Consider the following 21267-nt stretch of genomic DNA (forward strand, 5'->3'; position numbering starts at 1 on the left):
GTCCGCCCTACTTCGGGCTGTCGTCCTCGCCGATGTGGTGCACCCGCACCAGGTTCGTCGAGCCCGCGACTCCGGGCGGGGAGCCGGCCGTGATCACGACGACGTCCCCCTTCTGGCAGCGTCCGATCCGCAGGAGCTCCTCGTCCACCTGCGCCACCATCGCGTCCGTGGAGTCCACGTGCGGCCCGAGGAACGTCTCCACGCCCCAGGTGAGGTTCAGCTGGGCCCGGGTGGCCTGGTCGGGGGTGAAGGCCAGGAGCGGGATCGGGGAGCGGTAGCGGGAGAGGCGTTTGACGGTGTCGCCGCTCTGGGTGAAGGCGACCAGGAATTTGGCGCCGAGGAAGTCGCCCATCTCGGCTGCCGCGCGGGCGACCGCGCCGCCCTGGGTGCGGGGCTTGTTGCGGTCGGTGAGGGGCGGGAGGCCCTTGGCGAGGATGTCCTCCTCGGCCGCTTCCACGATGCGGGCCATGGTGCGGACGGTTTCGACCGGGTACTTGCCGACGCTGGTCTCGCCGGAGAGCATCACCGCGTCCGTGCCGTCGATGACGGCGTTGGCGACGTCGGAGGCTTCGGCGCGGGTGGGGCGTGAGTTGTCGATCATCGAGTCGAGCATCTGGGTGGCGACGATGACCGGCTTGGCGTTGCGCTTGGCGAGTTTGATGGCGCGCTTCTGGACGATCGGGACCTGTTCCAGGGGCATTTCGACGCCGAGGTCTCCGCGGGCGACCATGATGCCGTCGAAGGCGGCGACGATGTCGTCGATGTTCTCGACGGCCTGGGGCTTTTCGACTTTGGCGATGACGGGGAGGCGGCGGTCCTCCTCGTCCATGATGCGGTGGACGTCGTCGATGTCGCGTCCGCTGCGCACGAAGGAGAGGGCGAGGATGTCCGCGCCGGTGCGCAGGGCCCAGCGGAGGTCGTCGATGTCCTTTTCGCTGAGTGCGGGGACGGAGACGGCTACGCCGGGGAGGTTGAGTCCTTTGTGGTCGGAGACCATGCCGCCTTCGATGACGGTGGTGTGGACGCGTGGTCCGTCGACCTGGGTGACTTCGAGGGTGACGCGGCCGTCGTCGACGAGGATGCGTTCGCCCGGGGTGACGTCGGTGGCGAGGCCGTCGTAGGTGGTTCCGCAGGTGTGGCGGTTGCCTTCGACGGTTTCGACGGTGATGGTGAAGTCGTCGCCGCGTTCAAGGAGTACGGGGCCTTCGGTGAAGCGTCCGAGGCGGATCTTCGGGCCTTGAAGGTCGGCGAGGATTCCGACGCTGCGTCCGGTCTCTTCGGATGCTTTGCGTACGTGGTGGTATCGCTGTTCGTGTTCGGCGTAGGTGCCGTGGCTGAGGTTGAGGCGGGCGATGTCCATTCCCGCTTCGACGAGTGCCTTGATCTGCTCGTATGTGTCGGTTGCGGGTCCCAGGGTACAAACGATTTTCGCTCGGCGCATGGTTCGAGCCTAGACCTTACCTACGGGTAGGTAATTGTCTCTGCATGACTCCCCAACAACCTTTGGGTGAAAGCTTATTGACAAGTGTTGAATTGTGCAGCGGGTCGCTCTGATGAGCGTGTGGCGGGTGCGGTGCGGGGGTGCGGGTCGGCGGGTGCGCGCCGTGGTCATCAGATCGAAACCTGCGTGGGGTGTTGCGGGGCACGGTGGCTGGGCCAGAATCTACGCGCGTTGTTCAATTGAACGAGGAGTCAGGAATGCCGTTGAACCGTAGGAAGTTTCTGGGCCGGTCGGCTGCCGCGGGTGCGGGTGTGGCGCTGGCGGGCGGGGCCGTTGCCGGGCCTGCCGGGGCCGCGGAGTCGAAGGGGCACGGGCACGGCCGCCCGGCCAGGCGGTACTCGTTCACCGTGATGGGGACGACGGACCTGCACGGCAACGTCTTCAACTGGGACTACTTCACGGACAAGGAGTTCGACGACAAGGCGCACAACGATGTGGGCCTGGCGAAGATCTCGACGTTGGTGGAGCAGATCCGTGAGGAGCGCGGGCGCCGGAACACGCTGCTGATCGATGCGGGTGACACGATCCAGGGCACCCAGCTGTCGTACTACTACGCGAAGATCGATCCGATCACTGCGAAGCGTGGTCCGGTGCATCCGATGGCGCAGGCGATGAACAGGATCGGTTACGACGCTGCGGCGCTCGGGAACCATGAGTTCAATTACGGCATTCCGGTGCTGCGGAAGTTCGAGGAGCAGTGTGATTTCCCGCTGCTGGGTGCGAACGCGCTGGATGCGAAGACGTTGCGGCCGGCGTTCGCCCCGTATGTGATCAAGCGTGTGCGTACGCCGCACGGCCGGGATGTGCGGGTGGCGGTTCTGGGGTTGACGAATCCTGGTATCGCGATCTGGGACAAGGCGAATGTGGGCGGGAAGATGGTGTTCCCGGGGCTTGAGGAGCAGGCGGCGAAGTGGGTGCCGAAGCTTCGTTCGATGGGTGCGGATGTGGTGATCGTTTCGGCGCATTCGGGTTCGTCGGGTACGTCGTCGTACGGGGATCAGCTGCCGTACGTGGAGAACGCGGCGGGTCTGGTGGCGGAGCAGGTTCCGGGTATTGACGCGATTCTGGTGGGTCATGCGCACTCGGAGATTCCTGAGTACTTCGTGACGAACAAGGAGACGGGTAAGCAGGTTGTTCTTTCGGAGCCGTTGAAGTGGGGGCAGCGGTTGACGTTGTTCGACTTCGACCTGGTGTGGGAGAAGGGCCGCTGGGTGGTGGAGAAGGTCGGCGCCGAGGTGCTGAATTCGAACACGGTGGCGGAGGACCCGCGGATCACGTCGTTGCTCGGGGATGAGCACGCGAAGGTGGTGGCCTATGTGAATCAGGTCATCGGTTCGTCTGTGGTGGCGATGACGACGGTGGAGGCTCCGTGGAAGGACGAGCCGATCATCGATCTGATCAACCAGGTGCAGGCGGACACGGTGAAGGCGGCGTTGGCTTCCGGCGAGTATGCGGCGTTGCCGGTGCTGTCGCAGGCGTCGTGCTTCTCGCGTACGGCGGGGATCCCGGCGGGTCAGGTGACGATCAAGGATGCGGCGGGGCTGTATCCGTTCGAGAACACGCTTGAGGCGCGGTTGCTGACGGGTGCGCAGTTGAAGGATTATCTGGAGTATTCGGCGAGGTATTACGTGCAGACGGCGGCGGGTGGTCCTGTGGACACGTCGAAGCTGACGAATGCGGACGGTACGCCGGATTACAACTATGACGCGGTGTCGGGGGTGTCGTACGACATCGACATTGCGAAGCCTGCGGGTTCGCGGATCGTGAATCTGACGTTCGAAGGCGCGGCGGTCGATCCGGCGGCGCAGTTCGTGTTCGCGGTGAACAACTACCGGGCGAGTGGTGGGGGTAATTTCCCGCATGTTCCGGGTGCGAAGCAGTTGTGGGCGAATTCGGATGAGATCCGGAACACGATCATCGGGTGGGTGCAGGCGAAGGGTTCGGTGGATCCGGCGGAGTTCGCTTCGGTGGGGTGGCGTCTGACGCGGGATGGTGTGCCGGTGTTCTGACCGGGTTGTTCGGGCCCGTTTGTTGTGCGGGTGGGGGTGGGGCGGCCGTTCTCCTTGGGGAGGGCGGCCGCTTTCGTGTGTGCGGTTGCGGGGGCCGGGTTCGGGCGGTTGCGGGGTTCAGTGGCCCTGTACGAGGGGGGTGAGGGCGGGGCCTTGGTGGGGGATTTTCGGCGCGGGGTGGGGGGTGAGGCCGAAGGTGGTGAAGGCGGTGCGGTGCGGGAGGGGGTAGGGGGTGGTGCCGGTGAGGTCGTTGAGGATCGTGGCGCTGCGCCAGGCGGCGAGTCCGAGGTCGGGGGCGCCGACTCCGTGGGTGTGGCGTTCGGCGTTCTGTACGTAGATGTGGCCGGTGATGGCGGGGTCGAGGCCGAGGCGGTAGGTGTCGTCGATGTGGGGGCGTTGGGAGGCGTCGCGGCGGATGTGGGGGGTGAGGCCGGTGAGGAGGGTGTCGAGGGGGCGTTCCCGGTAGCCGGTGGCGAGGACGACGGCGTCGGTGGTGAGTCTGGTGCGGGTGTGTTGCTGGGTGTGTTCGAGGTGGAGTTCGATGCGGGTGCCGGAGAGCCGGCCGGCGGTGCGTACGTGGACGCCGGGGGTGAGGGTGGCGTCGGGCCAGCCGCCGTGGAGGGTGCGCCGGTAGAGCTCTTCGTGGATGGCGGTGATGGTGTCGGTGTCGATGCCTTTGTGGAGCTGCCATTGGCTGGGGACGAGTGTGTCGCGTACGGCTTCGGGGAGTGCGTGGAAGTAGCGGGTGTAGTCGGGGGTGAAGTGTTCGAGGCCGAGTTTGGAGTACTCCATGGGGGCGAAGGCCTGGGTGCGGGCGAGCCAGTGGAGTTTTTCGGCTCCTCGGGGGCGGGCGCGGAGGAGGTCGAGGAAGATTTCGGCGCCTGACTGGCCGGATCCGATGACGGTGACGTGGTCGGCGTCCAGGAGTTTCTGCCGGTGGTGGAGGTAGTCGGCGGAGTGGATGACGGGGATGTTCGGGGCTTCGGCGAGTGGGCGCAGTGGTTCGGGGACGAAGGGTTCGGTGCCGACGCCGAGGGCGATGTGGCGGGTGTGGGCGTTGCCGGTTGTTTTTGCTTCGCCGTCGTTGTCGAGGTGGGTGAAGTCGATTTCGAAGAGGGCGTGGTCGGGGTTCCAGCGGATGGCGTCGACGTGGTGGCTGAAGTGCAGTGCGGGGAGTTGTTGGCTGACCCATCGGCAGTAGGCGTCGTATTCGGTGCGTTGGATGTGGAAGCGCTCGGCGAAGTAGAAGGGGTAGAGGCGGTTCTGGGTGCGGAGGTAGTTGAGGAAGGTCCAGGGGTTGGTGGGGTCGGCGAGGGTGACGAGGTCGGCGAGGAAGGGGACTTGGAGGGTGGCGCCGTCGATGAGGAGGCCGGGGTGCCAGTGGAAGCGGGGGCGTTGTTCGTAGAAGGCGGTGGTGGGGCGGGGGTGGTCGGGGGTGGTGGGGATGGTGTGGGCGAGGGCGGCGAGGGAGAGGTTGAAGGGGCCGATGCCGATGCCGATGAGGTCGTGCGGCTGGTCGGGGGTGGGCCGGTCTGTCATCGGGGGGTGCTGCCTTCTGTGAGGCCGGTGGTGGCGTGGGTGGCGAGGTGGGTGAGTCGGTGGAGGTCGTCGGGGGTGGTGTGGGGGTTGAGGAGGGTGGCTTTGAGCCAGAGGCGGTTGTCGGCGTGGGCGCGGCCGAGTACGGCGTGGCCGTGGGTGAGGAGGGTGCGGCGGATGGTGGCGACGGTGGTGTCGTCGGCGTCGGTGGGGCGGAAGAGGACGGTGCTGATGGTGGGGCGGGCGTAGAGGTCGAGTTGGGGGGTTGCGGTGATGATGTCGGCGAGGTGGTGGGCGGCGGCGAGGGTGCGGTCGATGAGGTCGGCGAGTCCGTCGCGGCCGAGTGCTTGGAGGGTGACGGCGATCTTGAGGGCGTCGGGGCGTCGGGTGGTGCGGAGGGAGCGGCCGAGGAGGTCGGGGAGGCCTGCGTCGGTGTCGTCCTCGGCGTTGAGGTAGGGGGCTTGGTGGTGGAGGGCGTCGAGGTCGTGGTGGTGGGGGACGGCGAGGATGCCGGCTGATGCGGGTTGCCAGCCGAGTTTGTGCAGGTCGAGGGTGACGCTGTGGGCGCGGTGGAGGCTGTGGACGAGGTGGCGGTGGGTGGGGCTGAGGAGGAGTGGGCCTCCGTAGGCGGCGTCGATGTGGAGTTCGGCGCCGTGGGCTGTGGTGAGGTCGGCGATGGCGTCGAGGGGGTCGATCTGGCCTGTGTCGGTGGTGCCGGCGGTGGCGGTGACGAGGAGGGGGCCTTGGTGCCGGGTGAGGGCGTCGTGGAGGGCGGGGAGGTCCATGACGCCGGTGGGGGCGGGGATGACGACGGGGGCGGGGAGGCCGAGGAGCCAGGCGGCGCGGGTGATGCTGTGGTGGGCGTTGGCGGCGCAGATGGTCTGTACGGGGCCGTGGCGTTCGCGGGCGAGGAGGAGTGCGAGTTGGTTGGCTTCGGTGCCGCCGGTGGTGATGAGGGCGTCGGGGCTGGGGGTGTGGGGGTAGATCTCGGCGGCGAGTGTGCGGGTGAGGGTGGTTTCGAGGGCTGAGGCGGCGGGGGCCTGGTCCCAGGAGTCCATGGAGGGGTTGAGTGCCGATGCGGCGAGGTCGGCTGCTGCGGCGACTGCGAGGGGTGGGGTGTGCAGGTGGGCGGCGCAGTGGGGGTGTGCGGGGTCTGCGGCGCCTTCGGTGAGTGCGGTGACGAGGGTGCGCAGGGCGTGGTGGGCGCCGGTGCCGTGGTCGGGGATGAGTGGGCCGGTGGTGTGGTGGGTGTGGTGGGTGATGGTGTCGGGGCCGCCGGCGGGGAGGGGTCCGTTGCGTCGGGTCGCGCCGTCGTGGAGTGCGGTGAGGACGGTGTCGAGGAGGGGGCGCAGGTGGGTGGGGCCTGCGGTGCCTCCGGCGAGGGGTGGGATGGGCATGGGTGGTGTGGTCCTTCGGGTGCGCGGGGGCGGGCGTACCAGCTTGTCCGGGTTTTTGGGACCCTGGCCGAAGAGACCGACGATCTGACCCCGAAAGGGGTATTGCGCTGTGGTGTGGGTGGGGTGTGCGGGGTGGGGCTGCTATAGGAGTGCGTGGTTCGCATGGCTGTGCCCGGCCCTTGTGTGTTCGGGGCCGGGCACGGGTGGTGGTGGGTCAGTGGGCGTTGCGTACGGCGAGGGCGCGGCGCAGGTCGTCGAGTTGGTCGGTGAGTTTGCGGCGGAGTGCGGGGGTGAGGGTTTTGTCGTCGAGGGCGTCGGTGCCGAGGCGGAGGCTGTCGGTGTCGACGTGGTGGGTGGGGAAGGCGTGGCGGCCTGCGGCTTCGGCGATGGCGGGGCCGCGGCGTGCGGCGAGTGCGGTGGCGTCGGGGTAGTAGCGGGCGACGTAGTCGTGGAGGAGTTCGCCCTGTTCGGGTTGCCAGAAGCCTTGGGCGGTGGCGGTGAAGAGGTAGTTGGACAGGGTGTCGTCGGTGAACATGGCGTGCCAGGCGGCGGTTTTGGCTTGGGGGGTGGGGAGGGCGGCGCGGCAGCGTGCGGCGCCTTCCTGTCCGGTGGCGCTGGGGTCCTGGGTGAGTTCGGCGTCGATGGCGGTTTCGTCGGTGGCGCCGAGGACGGCGAGGCGGGTGAGGATGCGCCAGCGCAGTTCGGGGTCGAGTTCGGGTCCGCCGGGGACGGTGCCGTCGGCCAGCCAGTCCTGGATGGTGTCGGGCTGGGTGGCGGCGTCGATGAAGTGGCGTACGGCGGTGAGGCGGAGGCCGGGGTCGGCGCCGGCGGTGGGGGTGTGGTGTTCCCAGTCCTTGGCGGTGAGGCCTTCGGTGCGGCGGAGCAGGTCGCGGCAGAGGGAGGTGAGGGTGGCGAGTGCGGCGGGCCGGTCGTGGGGGGTGAGGTAGCGGTCGGCGATCTGGGTGGCGGCGAAGCCGAGGACGCCGTTGACGAGGGAGAGGTCGGTTTCGTGGGGGAGGTGGGTGCGTGCGGTGGTGAGGTAGGTGGTGGGGTGGAGTTCGCCGTCGCGGACCATGTCGCGTGCGGTGTTCCAGATGAGGGCGCGGGTGAGGGCGTCGGGGATGCCGGAGAGGCTGCCGAGGACGGTGTCCCAGGATGCGGGGTCGAGGCGGATCTTGGCGTAGGTGAGGTCGTTGTCGTTGAGGACGACGAGGGCGGGGCGTCGGCCGGGCAGGGTGGTGGGTTCTCCGGTGTGCGGGATGTCGAGGTCGAAGCGGTCGCGCTGGACGAGTTCGGCTGCGCCGGAGCGGGTGTCGAGGGTGTGGTCGTAGGTGCCGACGGCGATGCGGTGGGGGCGGTTGCCGTGGTGGTCGACGGTGAGGGTCCAGGCGCGGTCGTTGTCTTCGACGTGGGCGGTGAGGGTGTCGATGCCGGTGGTGCGGAGCCAGGTGTCGGCCCAGGCGTGGACGTCGCGGTCGGTGGCGGACGCGAGGTTGTCGATGAAGTCGGCGAGGGTGGCGTTGGCGAATTTGTGCCGGGCGAAGTGGGTGTTGATTCCGGCGAGGAAGTCTTTTTCGCCCAGCCAGGTGACGAGTTGGCGCAGGGCTGAGGCGCCCTTGGCGTAGGAGATGCCGTCGAAGTTGAGGAGGGCGGACGCGGTGTCGGGGACGGCGTCCGGGTCGGGTGCGACGGGGTGGGTGGAGGGGCGTTGGTCGGCGTCGTAGCCCCAGCCCTTGCGGGCGACGCCGAAGTCGACCCAGGTGTCGGTGAAGCGGGTGGCTTCGGTGAGGGTCTGGTAGCCCATGTATTCGGCGAAGGACTCGTTGAGCCAGATGTCGTCCCACCAGGTGAGGGTGACGAGGTCGCCGAACCACATGTGGGCCATTTCGTGGGCGATGACCATGGCGCGGGTCTGGCGTTCGGCGTCGGTGACCGCGGAGCGGTAGATGAATTCGTCGCGGAAGGTGACGAGTCCGGGGTTCTCCATGGCGCCGGCGTTGAATTCGGGGACGAAGGCCTGGTCGTAGGAGTCGAAGGGGTAGGGCTCGTCGAACTTCTCGTGGTAGCGGTCGTAGAGGTCGCGGGTGACGGAGAGGATTTCGTCGGCGTCGGCGTCGAGGTGGGGTGCGAGGGAGCGACGGCAGTGGATGCCGAAGGGCAGGCCGGCGTGTTCGGTGGTCACGGTGTGCCAGGGGCCTGCGGCGACGGCGACGAGGTAGGTGGAGATCGGTGGGGTGGGGGTGATGCTCCAGCGGCCTCGGGTGGTCTGGTGGGCGGTGCCGTTTCCGAGGACGGTCCAGTTCTCGGGTGCGGTGACGGTGATGTCGAAGACGGATTTGAGGTCGGGTTGGTCGAAGGCGGCGAAGACGCGTTGGACGTCTTCCATGAAGAGTTGGGTGTAGACGTAGGTTTCGCCGTCGGCGGGGTCGGTGAAGCGGTGCATGCCTTCGCCGGTGCGGGAGTAGTGCATGGTGGCGTCGATGCGCAGTTCGTGGGTTCCTGCGGTGAGCCGGTCGAGGGGGTAGCGGTTCTCGGTGAGGCGTTCGGGGTCCAGGGGTTGTCCGTCGAGGCTGAGCGAGCGCAGTGTCCGGGGCTTGACCTCGACGAAGGTGTCTCCGGCCGTGTGGGCGGTGAACTGGATGACGGTGCGGGAGTCGAAGGTGTCCTCGCCTGTGGTGAGGTCGAGGTCGACCGTGTACCGGTTCACGTCGAGGAGCTGGGCTCGGGTCTGCGCTTCGTTGCGCGTCAGTACGGACATGCCGCCCATGCTGCCGTACGGCCGGTGGGGCGTGCAGTGGGGTTCTCGCAGGGCTGACGGCGGTGGGTCAGAGGCTTGGGGCCGGGGTTTCTCCGGCTGATTCCTCGGCGATGCGTTCGTGGTGGCGGATGACTTCCGCCACGATGAAGTTCAGTAGCTTCTCGGCGAACGCGGGGTCGAGTTTGGCACTCTCCGCGAGTTGTCTGAGCCGGGCGATCTGGCGGGATTCGCGGGCCGGGTCGGCGGGCGGCAGGTGGTGTTCGGCCTTGAGGTGGCCGACCTGCTGGGTGGCTTTGAACCGTTCGGCGAGCATGTGGACGACTGCGGCGTCGATGTTGTCGATGCTTTCGCGCAGCCGGTTCAGTTCGGCGCGTACGGACTCGTCGATGTCGCTCGTGGTCATGGGCAGCGAGCTTAGACGTTCCTACTGGACGGTGATCGTGGGTGGGTGGTCCGGGTCGGGGATGCGGTCGCTCCAGCCGCCGGGGACGCTGCGGCCCTGTTGTTCGCGGAAGCGGACGGGGGCTTGGCCGACGCGGCGGGCGAAGAGGCGGGAGAAGTAGGCGGGGTCGTCGTATCCGACGCGGCGGGCGACGGCGGCGATGGGCAGGTCGGTGGCGGCGAGGAGTTCTTTGGCGCGGCCGAGCCGGATGGTCAGGAGGTAGTCCTTGGGGCTGCATCCTGCTCCGCGTCGTACGGCGGTGCGCAGTTCGGCGGGTGTCATGCCGTGCCGGGCGGCGTGTTCGGCGACGGAGAGCGGCTGGAACGCGTCGCGTGCCAGGGCCTGGAGTACGGGGGATCCGTCGGGGCCGATGTCTGCGCGGGCTCGGCGCAGGGCTACGAGGAGTTCGTGGACGGCGGCGCCCGTCTCGACTTCGAGCAGGGGGTTTCCGCGGCGTGCGGCGCGGACGATGCGGCCGATGGCGGCGCGTGGTCCTGCGGTGTCGGTGAGCGGGACGAGGGGGCGGTCCGCTTCGATGTAGCCGAGTTCGGTGTAGGTGGTGGTGGCGGGGCCGGTGAAGTCGACGAAGCTTTCGTCCCAGCCGGTGGGGTCGGCGCCGTAGTGGTGCGGGGTGCCGGGGGTGAGCCAGATGAGGCTGGGTGCTTCGACGGTCTGGCGTCGGCCGTCTTTTCCGGTGTACCAGCCGCTGCCCGAGGTGATGACGACGGCGACGTGGTGGTCGAGGGTGCGGGGGCCGACGGTGGGCAGGGCGCCGTGCTGGAGGCCGACGCCGAGGCAGGCCAGTCCGAGGCGGTGGTGCAGTGCGCTGGGTGTGAAGAAGCGCATCCAGGTGTGGTACATCGCTCTCCACCTCCCTGTCGGGTGTTGTGTCCAATCAGCGGTGATCTTTCTCCATGGACCGGCCGGGCGCCAGGGGCCGAAGCTGGTGGCAGGCGAGGATCCGCACACAGGAGCGTACGAGCACCATGAATGATTTCACCGTGGGGGACGACCATTTCCGGCTGGGCGGGCAGCCGGTGCGGCTGTTGTCGGGGGCGCTGCACTATTTCCGGGTGCATGAGGCGCAGTGGGATCACCGGCTGTCGATGCTGCGGGCGATGGGCCTGAACTGTGTGGAGACGTATGTGCCGTGGAATCTTCATGAGCCGCGTCCCGGGATGTTCCGTGATGTGGGGGCGCTGGGCCGGTTCCTGGACGCGGTGGACCGGGCGGGGCTGTTGGCGATCGTGCGTCCGGGGCCGTACATCTGTGCCGAGTGGGAGAACGGTGGGCTGCCGGTCTGGGTGACGGGGCGGTTCGGCCGGCGGGTGCGGACCCGGGATGCCGGGTACACAGCCGCGGTGGAGCGCTGGTTCGGGGAGCTGCTTCCGCAGGTGGTGCGGCGGCAGGTCACCTTCGGTGGTCCGGTGATCATGGTGCAGGCGGAGAACGAGTACGGGAGCTACGGTTCGGACCGGGTGCATCTGGAGGAGCTGGTGGGGTTGCTGCGCCGGTGCGGGGTGACGGTGCCGCTGTTCACGTCGGACGGGCCGGAGGACCACATGCTGACGGGTGGCTCGGTGCCGGGTCTCCTGGCTACGGCGAATTTCGGTTCGGGGGCGCGTGGGGCGTTCGAGGTGATGCGCCGGCACCGGCGGCGGGGGCCGCTGATGTGCATGGAGTTCTGGTGCGGCTGGTTCGGTCACTGGGGTGCCGAGCCTGTCGTGCGGGATCCGGCGGAGACGGCGGATGCGTTGCGCGAGATCCTGGAGTGCGGTGCTTCGGTCAATGTCTACATGGCGCACGGGGGTACGAATTTCGCGGGCTGGGCGGGTTCCAATCGTGGCGGTCCGTTGCAGGACCAGGAGTTCTTGCCGACGGTGACGTCGTACGACTACGACGCTCCGGTCGATGAGTACGGGCGGCCCACGGAGAAGTTCTGGCTGTTGCGGGAGGTGCTGGCCGAGTATGCGGACGGTCCTCTGCCGGAGTTGCCGCCGGAGCCGGTGGGGCTGCCCGGTCCGGTGCGGGTGTCGCTGACGCGGGGGGTTCCGCTGGCCGGGGTGCTGGAGGGGCTGGGTGATCCGGAGACGGCCGAGTCGGGTGTTCCGCCGACGTTCGAGGATCTCGGTGTCGACCGGGGCCTGGTGCGTTACCGGGTGGGTGTTCCGGGGCCGCGACAGCCGTATCCGCTGGGTGCGGTGGGTCTGCGGGACCGGGCGGTGGTGTACGTGGACGGGGTGCGGGCGGGGGTGCTCACCGAGGAGCTTCCCGTGCTGGACGAGCCGGTCGCCGGGCCGGCGGAGGTCGAGCTGTGGGTGGAGTCGCTGGGCCGGGTGAACTACGGTCCGCGGCTGGGTGAGCAGAAGGGCATCACGGTCGGGGTGGTCCATGAGCGGCAGTATCTGCACGGGGTGCGGGCCCGGGCGCTGCGGCTGGACGCGTTCGACGATGCGGGTGCGGTGGCCGGGCTGCCGTTCGGGAGTGTCGGGGAGATGGGGCGGACGGGTCTGTTCCGTGGGTTCTTCGAGGTATCGGGCGCGGCGGGGACCGGTCATGCGGGGCTCGAGCTGCCGGGCTGGACACGGGGGTTCGTGTGGGTGAACGGCTTCTGCCTGGGGCGGTACTGGTCGGCGGGGCCGCAGCGGACGCTGTACGTTCCGGGGCCGGTGCTCCGCGAGGGTGCCAACGAGGTGTGGGTGCTGGAGCTGGAGGACGCCGGGGAGCCGTTCGTCGAACTGGGCCCGGGGGTACCCGTCAGGACGGGTACCCCCGGGGACGGTCAGCGGTGACTGCGGGTCAGAGGCCGGCCGCCGCGGACGCTATGGCGGTGGCGAAGGTCGAGACCTGGGTGTACACACCGGGGTAGCCGGCGCGTGCGCAGCCTTCGCCCCAGCTGACGATGCCTGTCTGGATCCAGGCTCCGGCGTTGTCCTTGCGGAACATGGGGCCGCCGGAGTCGCCCTGACAGGTGTCGACGCCGCCGGTGTCGACGAGTCCGGCGCAGATCTCCTCGCTGGGGACGAGGTCGCTGCCGTAGGCCTGCCGGCAGACGGTGTCGGAGACGAACGGCACGGTCGCCTTGCGCAGGTAGCGCTGCTGGCCGCCGCCTTCGGTGGCGGCTCCCCACCCGGCGATGGTGAAGGTTCCCGTGTCGTACGCGGTGCTGGTGGCGATCTTCAGTGTGGGCTGGTTGATCGGCTTGGCGAGCTTGATGAGTGCCCAGTCCTTGCCCACGCCGTTGTAGCCGGGCGCCTGGAGGACCTTGGTGGATTTGACCTTGACGGCGCTCGACGACTGGAGGTCGACGACACCGCCGGTGGCGGTGATCGAGGTGTTGTTGCCGGAGCCGTTCACGCAGTGTGCGGCGGTGAGCACGATGGTCTGGGTGTAGAGCGCGCCGCCGCAGCCCATGGAGAGCCGGACCATGAAGGGGAATTCACCCTGCGCGGCGCGGGTTCCGCCGACGACGGGGGCGGGGGCCGCGGTGGCGCCGGAGGGCTGGAGGCTGATGGCGGCGAGGACCACCGCGGCGATGACGGAGCATCTTTTCAGGGTGCGCAGAAGCTGCTTCAACGGAGTGCCTGCTTTCGGGTGGGGGGTTCGGTGGGGCTGTGCTGTGCAGGCGTGCAGGTCCAGGTCAGGGGCACAGCCGAACCAGCTCTCGACATGCTCCCGACAAGAACGCTCCGATTATCGGGAAGCGATCACCGCTGCCACAAGGCGGACTTTCCGGCCAAGATCATCAGGCTGCACACAGGTCCCCTCCCCCGCGGCTCGGCCTACAGTGAAGGTCCGTTGAGCGTCTTCGATGGGGGGTCTGACGTGAGGGACGGCAGTAACGGCAGCAGTGGCAGTCCGGTCGTCCACGGGTTTCCGCACCTGGACACCGTCCGGTCCGCGATCACCGCGCTCTACCGGCGGATCTCCTACGACGGCGTGCACGGCTACGCCACCAGCCTCGTCCCCGCCGACGCCGCGTTCGCCGACGCGGACGATCTGCACCTCGGCTCCCAGCGCGTGGCACACGCCCTTGTGGAGCACCTGCATCTTCCCCAGGCCCGGATGATCGTCGGCTTCCGGGAGATGGAACATGCGGCGAGCGTCGAACTCGCCGCGGGCCCGGAGTACTTCATCGAGCTCAACGACCGTTTCCGGACGCACCGCAGGGACATCGGGGCGGCGCTCGCGCACGAGATCACGCATGTCCTGCTGCACCGCCTGGGCCTCGAGTTCCCCGGCACCCGCGACAACGAGATCCTCACCGACACAGTGACGGCCTACCTCGGTGCCGGCTGGCTCCTGCTGGACGCGTTCCGGGAGGACGCCACATCGAGCCAGAAGCTCGGCTACCTCACGCCCGAGGAGTTCGGGTACGTGCTCGCCAAACGTGCGCTCGTCTTCGACGAGGACCCCTCCGTGTGGTTCACCAGCCCGCAGGCGTACGCGGCCTACACCAAGGGCCGGGCCCAAGCCCTGCGGGACCTCGACCGGCCACCGCTGACGGCCGCGGGGTGGGCGGGCCGCCGCCGCTACGCCAAGGACCGCCGTGACGCCCGGGACAACCCGGGTACCGGGCCCGGCCCGGACGTTCCCTACGCCTTCGAGCACGGAGACGCGGGGTTGCGGGTCTCGTTCGCCTGCCCGACCTGCAGCCAGCGCATCCGGGTCCCGGTCCGCGGCCGGGTGCGGGCACGGTGCGGGCTGTGCCGCACCGTCCTGGAATGCGACACCTGAGGTTCGTCCCGCCTGCGCCGTAGGGTCGAAGTATGACGAAAGATCCGGCCGGGGACGCAGGCAACCTCTTCGAGGCGCTGTACGACGGTGAGGACGCCGTCGTACGTGCGCTCCGCGCGGGCGCGTCCGCCGAGTCGAGCGACACCGACGGGACCACGGCGCTGTACCTGGCGTCGGTGGAGGACCGGCCGGGCGCGGTGCGGCTGCTGCTCGCCGCGGGGGCGGACCCCAACCGGGCCAGCGGCCCCGAGGCGGGCGACCTGCCGCTGTGCGGGGCGGCGTGCGGCGGCCACGGCGAGGTCGTGGAGGCGCTGCTCGCGTCCGGCGCCGAGCCGGATCTGCGCGAGGAGTTCGGCTTCACCGCACTGCGGTGGGCGGTCGGCCTGGGCCACGCGCGGATCGCGGAGACCCTGCTCTCCCATGGTGCGGATCCCGGCCTGCCCGGCCCGGAGGGTGAGTCCCCGCTGGTGGTCGCGGCCCGGCGGGGATCTGCGCACACGGTCCGCACCCTGCTCCGGCACGGCGCGGCCGATCTGCCCCAGGCACTGGAGGAAGCCAGGCGCTGCCTGCGGCTGGACACCGAGCAGGAACTGCGCGACGCCCTGTCCGCGCTGTACGGAGACGGCACCGGCAGCGGCGGGATCGACGGGGGTTACACGACGGTGGTGCGCCGTACCCCGGAGGACGGCGGAGTAACGGTCACGGTCGAACTGCAGCGGGACGGCGAGCCTTTCGCTTCCCAGGACCGGCAGACGGGACACGGAGCGATCGCGACGCTCCTGGAGAACGAGCTGGGTGTGCGGACCCCCTTCGAGGAGCTGGCGGCCCGTGCGCTGCGGGGTGCGGACCCGGAGCTGGACGACTGGCACGAGTCGGTCGAGGCGCTGTGGCAGCGCGGCGACGAGGAGACGTTCCAGGCGGCGGCCGCGTGGACGGCGAGCGGAGATCCGCTGCGGCAGGCCTTCGGCGCGGATGTGCTGGCGCAGCTCGGATTCCGTACCGGGGCGAAGCCGTTCGCCGCGCGGTCGGTGCCGTTGCTGCGGGAACTGGCGCGGGAGGCCGTGGACGCGGATCTGATCCAGTCCGCGGTGCTCGGCCTCGGTCACCATGAGGATCCGGCCGCCCTGCCGGAGATCCTGCGCCACGCGGAGCATCCGGACCGGATGGTGCGGCGCGCGGTGACGCTGGCGCTGTTCGGCCCGGTGGCGGCGGGCCGGCCGGAAGCCGTCGCGGCACTGATCACCCTGAGCGGGGACACCGACGAGGGGGTCCGCGACTGGGCGACGACGGCGCTGGCCGCCGCGGACGACGACACTCCGGAGATTCGCGAAGCCCTGGCCGTGCGCCTGGACGACGCGGATCCCGACACGGTGGCGGAGGCGGCACGAGGTCTGGCACGGCGCGGTGACACACGCGCGGCAGAGGCCCTGGTACGCCTGCTGGCCGAAGAACCGGCGGACAGCTACGCGGGCACGACGGCTGCGGCGGCCCTGCAGCCGCCGAGCCGGCCCGGTCGGCCCTCCGCCCGTCCGGCGTTCGAGGACCGGGGTGCGGGGCGGAGCCCTGAATCAGGCCCGCCCGGCGGTTGAGGACGAAAAAGTCGCGGTGACCGGCGTACACCGGTCACCGCGACGACGATCTGCGCCGACCGCTACGCGGCCCGACGCCCCCGCGAAGGCGCGCCGCTGCGGCCGCCGGCACTCCCGGCGCCTCCGGCCCGACCGGCCCCGGCACCACGGCCCGAGCCGCCCGAGCCCGCACCACGGGCCGAACCACCCGAGCCCGCGCCACGAGCCGAGCCGCCCGAGCCCGCACCCGCGCCTGCACCGGCGCCCGCACCCGTACCGCCGCGCCGACCCCGGCCCCGGCTGCCCGAGCGGAAGGACCCGCCGGCCGCCGCGCCCGAACCCGTGCCGCGCGTACGCGGCTTCGGCTGTGTCGGCTGCGGTACCTCGATGACGATCGCGATGCCGGACGGCTCACGCGCACCGGTGATCCGGCTGAGCTCCTCGTCGCTGGACTTGATCCGGGTGGTCCGCGGCGCGATGCCCGCGTCCGCCATCAGCCGGGTCATGTCCCGCTTCTCCTCGGGCAGCACCAGCGTGACGACGCTGCCGGACTCCCCGGCGCGCGCCGTGCGCCCGCCGCGGTGGAGGTAGTCCTTGTGGTCGGTCGGCGGGTCCACGTTGACGACCAGGTCCAGGTCGTCGACGTGGATGCCGCGGGCCGCGACGTTCGTCGCGACGAGCGCGGTGACCTCGCCGGTCTTGAACTGGTCCAGCGTCCGGTTGCGCTGCGGCTGGGACCGGCCGCCGTGCAGTGCGGCAGCGCGCACGCCACTGGCCAGCAGCCGCTTGGCGAAGCGGTCGGCGGCACGCTTGGTGTCCACGAACATGATGACCCGGCCCTCGCGGGCGGCGATCTTCGTGGCGACGGCCTTCTTGTCGGTCTCGTCCGCCACGTGCAGCACGTGGTGCTCCATGGTGGTGACGGCGCCCGCGGACGGGTCGACCGAGTGCACGACCGGGTCGGTGAGGAACATCTTGACCAGCCGGTCGATGTTCTTGTCCAGGGTCGCGGAGAACAGCATGCGCTGCCCGTCCGGCTCGACCTGCTTGAGCAGGGCGACGACCTGCGGCATGAAGCCCATGTCGGCCATCTGGTCGGCCTCGTCGAGGACGGTGATGGCGACCTGGTCGAGCCGGCAGTCGCCACGCTCGATGAGGTCCTTGAGCCGCCCCGGCGTGGCGACGAGCACCTCGGCGCCACGGCGCAGCGTGCCGGACTGCTTGCTGATGGACATGCCGCCGACCACGGTCGCCATCCGCAGGTTCACGGACGTCGCGTACGGCGTGAGCGCGTCGGTCACCTGCTGCGCGAGTTCACGGGTGGGGACGAGGACGAGCGCCAGCGGGGCGTGCGGCTCGGAGCGGCGTCCGGCGGTGCGCGCGAGCATGGCCAGTCCGAAGGCCAGGGTCTTGCCGGAGCCGGTGCGGCCACGGCCGAGGATGTCCCGGCCGGCCAGCGAGTTCGGCAGGGTGGCGCCCTGGATGGGGAAGGGTTCGGTCACGCCCTGCGCGGTGAGGGTCTTCTGCAGCGCGGCGGGCATGTCGAGCTCGGCGAACGCCTCGACGGCGGGCAGCGCGGGGGTGATGGTTTCCGGCAGGGCGAATTCGCCACCCTGCGACGGCGCGGGACGGCGACGGGCCGGCGCCTTGGCGGAGCCTCTTGCGTTCACCTGTGCCCGGTCCGTGCCGCGCCCCCTTATCGGGCGGCTGCGGGTCGGTCGGTCCTGGCGTTCGGAGCGGGTCATACGGAATTGCCCTCCTGGGGGATTCCTGGGGTTACTGCCGACTGCTGTGGACTGCTTGATGTGCGCCCCAGGATGCAAGCACAGAGCAGGTGTCCCCGGAGACAGAGCAAACCGGAAACAGCACAAACCGGGGCCCGCACCTTCACGGTGCGGGCCCCGGCTGCGAGGTACGCGTCCGGCAATTAGGCCGGGACGATGTTCTCCGCCTGCGGGCCCTTCTGGCCCTGCGTGACGTCGAAGGAGACCTTCTGGCCCTCCTGGAGCTCACGGAAGCCCTGGGTGGCGATGTTCGAGTAGTGGGCGAAGACGTCGGCGCCGCCGCCGTCCTGCTCGATGAAGCCGAAGCCCTTTTCCGAGTTGAACCACTTCACGGTTCCAGTAGCCATGTCATTCTCCTAAAAGAGGTGCAGTGCCGGAAATCCGCACTTTACGAATTCCAAGTCGCCGCATTGAGCCCCATCCGGAGAAAGCCGGAAAACAATAAAGCGCCTGAGGAGGGTTCCCGTCAGGCGCACATAAAGTTCATGGGTACCAAAACTGCAACTGGGCAACCGTAGCACGTTCTGCCGTCCTGCGGCAGCTCCCGCCACGCCGCCGGATGGAAAGGTTGGCTGACCAGGGGGGTCGCGGCGGCCGTTCGGCCAGGGTTCCGGAATCGTTCCCGGATGCTTCCCGAGCCGTTCTCCCAAGGGTTGCGGGCCCTCGGGCGGCGGCGAGCGGAACCCCGTGGTCCGCCTGAGCCGCTCGGCGCGAAGTCATTCACCCGAATGCCGCAGGACGCGTGCCGGACCCCGGGCCGGCCCGTGCGGGAATGCCGTGAGGATCCCGGTGCCGGTTGCGCCGAGCGGGTGTCACCACGGGACCGTGCGGCCGCACGGCGGGGACGTCACATCTCGCGGGGCGGCCTGTCGTCGTTGCCCCGGCGGATCGTGCGCAGCGGGTGGCCGGGACGCCAGACCTGCAGGACGAGGTCGTCGCCGTCGAGCCCGGTGCGGACCACTTCCGCGGGGTCGGCGCGGAAGAGGAGGAACGGCTCCGGCGGGGTCACCGCCTCGACGAAGCGCGCCAGGACGGCGGGGTCGGTCACCTCCACGGCCCGGCCGGAGATCCGGACGTCGCCGTCGGCCATCTCGGCGTCGGGTCCCGGGTTGGCATGGAGGGCGAACCGCGGGTCGCGCCGCAGGTCGAGCGCTTTGCGGGAGCCCGGCATCATGCCGAACCACAGCTCGTCCAGCCGGAATTCCGCCTCCAGGCCGGTGACCCGGGGCGAGCCGTCCTTGCGGAGGGTTGCCAGGACGTGGTGCTTGTACTGCTGGAAGCGTTTCTGCACGGTGTCGGCGAAGGCCGGCTCCGCGGCCCGGAAGTCTTGCCACGAACTCGATGTCATGGGGTCATCGAACCCTTCAATCCCGACACCTTCTGTCGGGATTCGCCGGACGTCACCGGATCGGATGCCGCTTTGTTGCAGGCGTGGGTGCTGGAGGGGGTGGAGTCGTCGCCCCGACGACGGGGAGGACCCCGCCCGTGGTGATTTCGGACGGCCCTCGTCATGAGGGCTTTCCTGCCCGGCACCACGGTCGAGCAGTGCGACGCTCTCGACGCCGAGCTGCGGGCTCTCCCCGGTGACACCTTCGCGGGGTGCCTGTCCCCTGTGCAAGCCGACCGATGTGGGCCTGGAGGTCTATGACCTCTTGGAGTCCCGTGAGGCCATGGACACGTTCGGGGCACTGGATCACGCCGATCGCGGAGAAGCAGGGCATGCCCCGGGCTTCCGGGCCTCCGGCGGTCTCCCCGGTGCACCGCTACCGGGTGCCCGGTGCGTGACCGGCCCGCAGTCCACCGTCGCACTGCACCCGCCGCTCAGCCGTTCACCGGCTCGGCAGGGTGACGACCACCGCGTAGCCCCGTGTGCGCAGGACGCCCGGTGAGCCCCCGGTGGCCAGCACCGCGTCGTAGCAGGCCAGTTCGACGTCCTCGGTCGCGCCCTCAGCCACCGCACCGTCCTCGAGCGCGACGGCGACGACCGCGCCGCCGTCCGGCGGGGTCAGCCGTACGGTGCCGCGTACGACGGCGGTCGATGCCGCCTCACGGCCGCGGCGGTACATCACGTTGAGGTTGACGACCGGTCCCCCCAGGAGCCGGCCCTCGGTTTCCAGGTCGCCGGGGAAGTCGTGGGGCCACAACGGTTCGTCGACGATGTGGTGTTCGCCGCCGACCATCAGGTCCATTCCCTCGCCCTCGACGACGGTCAGGGTGCGGTCGATTCCGGGGAAGAGGGAGAACGGGCCGTCCGACGACACCTCGGCGAGGCTGATCCGCCAGTCGAAGGTGTCCGTCGTCGCGCCCTCGGGAGCCGCGGCGATCTCCCGGGTGACTCCCCCGCCGTTGTGCCAGGGCGCGGCCGCGCGGCCGGCCGCCCTCAGTACGCGCAAGGCCATGTCGCTCTCCGATCGGGGTTCCGGCTGCGGGACTTCCGAGACTACGGGCTGTCCCGTACCCGGATGTGCCCGTCTCCCCCGGCGTTCGCTATCTTGATCGCCGTCGCCCCGGCGGCCCTCCTCTCCGCCCACGAATCTCCGCCCACGAATGAAGGAGCCGGCCATGGAGGCCGCCGCCACCTCGTGTTACCGCCACCCGTCGTACGAGTCGTACGTGCGGTGCACACGCTGCGACCGGTACATCTGCCCCGACTGCATGCGTGAGGCGTCGGTGGGCCATCACTGCGTGGAGTGTGTGAAGGAGGGGCAGCGCTCGGTCCGTCAGGCGCGCTCGCTCTTCGGCGGTGCGGTCTCGGCGACTGCGGCGCCCGTGGTGACGTACGCGCTGATGGCGCTGAACATCATCGCGTACGTGTTCGAGGTGGTGCGTTCCGAGACGGTGGACAGGTTCGGGATGCTCGGTGCGGTTCTCGTCGATCCGGCGGGCGAGCAGTACTACTACAGGGGTGAGCAGATCCCGGGCTTCGATCTGGTCGGGGTGGCCGACGGTGAGTGGTACCGGTTGCTGACCGGTGCCTTCCTGCACTTGCCGCCGGACACGTCGTTCGGTGTGATGCACCTCGTCTTCAACATGTTCGCGCTCTGGAATCTTGGCCGGGCCGTCGAGGGGCACCTCGGCCGGGCCCGGTATCTGGCGCTGTACCTGCTGTCCGCGGTGGGCGGGTCGGTGCTGGTGTACCTGGTCTCGCCGGACGTCACGACGGTCGGTGCCTCCGGGGCGGTCTTCGGTATGGCCGCGTCGTTCTACGTCATCAACCGGCGTCTGCGCAGCGACATGCGTGCCGTCAATCGCTTCATGGCCGGTTTTCTGCTCTGGATGGTCATCTCGGCCGCGTTCACGTCGTGGGAGGGGCACCTCGGCGGACTGCTGACCGGCGGCCTGGTGACGTACGGGCTCGCGTACGCCCCGGCGACGTTGCGGACCTCGGCGATGCAACTGGCCGGCGGTGTGGTGCTGGTCGCGCTGCTGGCCGTGGTGGTGGCCCTGAGGACGGCGTCTCTGACGGGCGTCGTCTGACGGCCCGTACGGCGGCGCCCCGTCGACGCCGCTCCCGCGGCCCCGCGGAGTGCGCCCG

16 protein-coding genes are annotated in these 21267 nt (G+C 69.7%); 5 read left to right on the forward strand and 11 right to left on the reverse strand.

What is annotated here, in order from left to right; genetic code table 11:
* Nucleotides 1-7 precede the first annotated feature (7 nt).
* Nucleotides 8-1441 (reverse strand): pyruvate kinase, encoded by a 1434-nt coding sequence (gene pyk, locus ABZS61_RS15435; protein ID WP_356420010.1) that lies wholly within the window; start codon nt 1439-1441, stop codon nt 8-10.
* Between the two features lie 257 nt (nt 1442-1698).
* Between pyk and ABZS61_RS15440 the strand changes: the two genes are divergently transcribed.
* Entirely contained in the window at nt 1699-3510 is a 1812-nt protein-coding gene (locus tag ABZS61_RS15440) for a 5'-nucleotidase C-terminal domain-containing protein (RefSeq protein ID WP_356420013.1), read from the forward strand.
* A 117-nt stretch (nt 3511-3627) separates the two neighbouring features.
* Here ABZS61_RS15440 and ABZS61_RS15445 read toward each other — a convergent pair whose 3' ends face one another.
* The 5 genes from ABZS61_RS15445 to ABZS61_RS15465 all read right to left on the reverse strand — a co-directional run bounded on the left by ABZS61_RS15445 (nt 3628) and on the right by ABZS61_RS15465 (nt 10504).
* The gene (locus ABZS61_RS15445; RefSeq protein WP_356420016.1) at nt 3628-5049 is read right to left on the reverse strand and encodes a SidA/IucD/PvdA family monooxygenase; all 1422 of its coding nucleotides are present in this window, start codon (nt 5047-5049) and stop codon (nt 3628-3630) included.
* Nucleotides 5046-6443 carry an aminotransferase class V-fold PLP-dependent enzyme gene (locus ABZS61_RS15450; RefSeq protein ID WP_356420019.1) on the reverse strand — a complete coding sequence of 466 codons (1398 nt, stop codon included), beginning with the start codon at nt 6441-6443 and terminating at the stop codon, nt 5046-5048. The genes ABZS61_RS15445 and ABZS61_RS15450 overlap by 4 nt, the downstream gene beginning before the upstream one ends.
* 214 nt (nt 6444-6657) lie before the next feature.
* Nucleotides 6658-9201, reverse strand: coding sequence for an aminopeptidase N (gene pepN / locus ABZS61_RS15455; protein ID WP_356420022.1), 2544 nt, complete (start codon nt 9199-9201; stop codon nt 6658-6660).
* Nucleotides 9202-9268: 67 nt separating this feature from the next.
* Nucleotides 9269-9604, reverse strand: a complete 336-nt coding sequence (locus ABZS61_RS15460) for a chorismate mutase (RefSeq protein WP_356420025.1) — start codon at nt 9602-9604, stop codon at nt 9269-9271.
* A gap of 21 nt (nt 9605-9625) precedes the next feature.
* Complete coding sequence (locus ABZS61_RS15465; RefSeq protein ID WP_356420028.1) at nt 9626-10504, reverse strand: AraC family transcriptional regulator; 879 nt, start codon at nt 10502-10504, stop codon at nt 9626-9628.
* 125 nt (nt 10505-10629) lie between these two features.
* On the opposite strand from ABZS61_RS15465, the gene ABZS61_RS15470 reads away from it, so the two are divergent.
* Nucleotides 10630-12435, forward strand: a complete 1806-nt coding sequence (locus ABZS61_RS15470; protein ID WP_356420031.1) for a beta-galactosidase family protein — start codon at nt 10630-10632, stop codon at nt 12433-12435.
* 7 nt (nt 12436-12442) lie between these two features.
* Here the strand turns inward: ABZS61_RS15470 and ABZS61_RS15475 are convergent, their stop codons facing one another.
* On the reverse strand, nt 12443-13219 hold the full coding sequence (locus tag ABZS61_RS15475) for a serine protease (RefSeq protein ID WP_356420034.1): 777 nt from the start codon (nt 13217-13219) through the stop codon (nt 12443-12445).
* A gap of 249 nt (nt 13220-13468) precedes the next feature.
* On the opposite strand from ABZS61_RS15475, the gene ABZS61_RS15480 reads away from it, so the two are divergent.
* On the forward strand, nt 13469-14380 hold the full coding sequence (locus ABZS61_RS15480; protein ID WP_356420037.1) for a hypothetical protein: 912 nt from the start codon (nt 13469-13471) through the stop codon (nt 14378-14380).
* A gap of 32 nt (nt 14381-14412) precedes the next feature.
* The gene (locus tag ABZS61_RS15485; protein WP_356420040.1) at nt 14413-15969 is read left to right on the forward strand and encodes an ankyrin repeat domain-containing protein; all 1557 of its coding nucleotides are present in this window, start codon (nt 14413-14415) and stop codon (nt 15967-15969) included.
* 62 nt (nt 15970-16031) lie between these two features.
* Here the strand turns inward: ABZS61_RS15485 and ABZS61_RS15490 are convergent, their stop codons facing one another.
* The 4 genes from ABZS61_RS15490 to ABZS61_RS15505 form a co-directional block, all read right to left on the reverse strand.
* Complete coding sequence (locus ABZS61_RS15490; protein WP_356420043.1) at nt 16032-17693, reverse strand: DEAD/DEAH box helicase; 1662 nt, start codon at nt 17691-17693, stop codon at nt 16032-16034.
* Between the two features lie 182 nt (nt 17694-17875).
* A complete protein-coding gene (locus ABZS61_RS15495; RefSeq protein WP_015607926.1) occupies nt 17876-18079 on the reverse strand; it encodes a cold-shock protein in 204 nt (67 codons plus the stop codon).
* Nucleotides 18080-18579: 500 nt separating this feature from the next.
* Nucleotides 18580-19080 carry a pyridoxamine 5'-phosphate oxidase family protein gene (locus ABZS61_RS15500; protein WP_356420046.1) on the reverse strand — a complete coding sequence of 167 codons (501 nt, stop codon included), beginning with the start codon at nt 19078-19080 and terminating at the stop codon, nt 18580-18582.
* 481 nt (nt 19081-19561) lie between these two features.
* On the reverse strand, nt 19562-20131 hold the full coding sequence (locus ABZS61_RS15505; protein ID WP_356420049.1) for a HutD family protein: 570 nt from the start codon (nt 20129-20131) through the stop codon (nt 19562-19564).
* Between the two features lie 163 nt (nt 20132-20294).
* Between ABZS61_RS15505 and ABZS61_RS15510 the strand changes: the two genes are divergently transcribed.
* Complete coding sequence (locus ABZS61_RS15510; RefSeq protein WP_356420052.1) at nt 20295-21209, forward strand: rhomboid family intramembrane serine protease; 915 nt, start codon at nt 20295-20297, stop codon at nt 21207-21209.
* Nucleotides 21210-21267: the final 58 nt, after the last annotated feature.

This window comes from Streptomyces sp. NPDC005566, assembly GCF_040605575.1.
GTDB lineage: Bacteria > Actinomycetota > Actinomycetes > Streptomycetales > Streptomycetaceae > Streptomyces.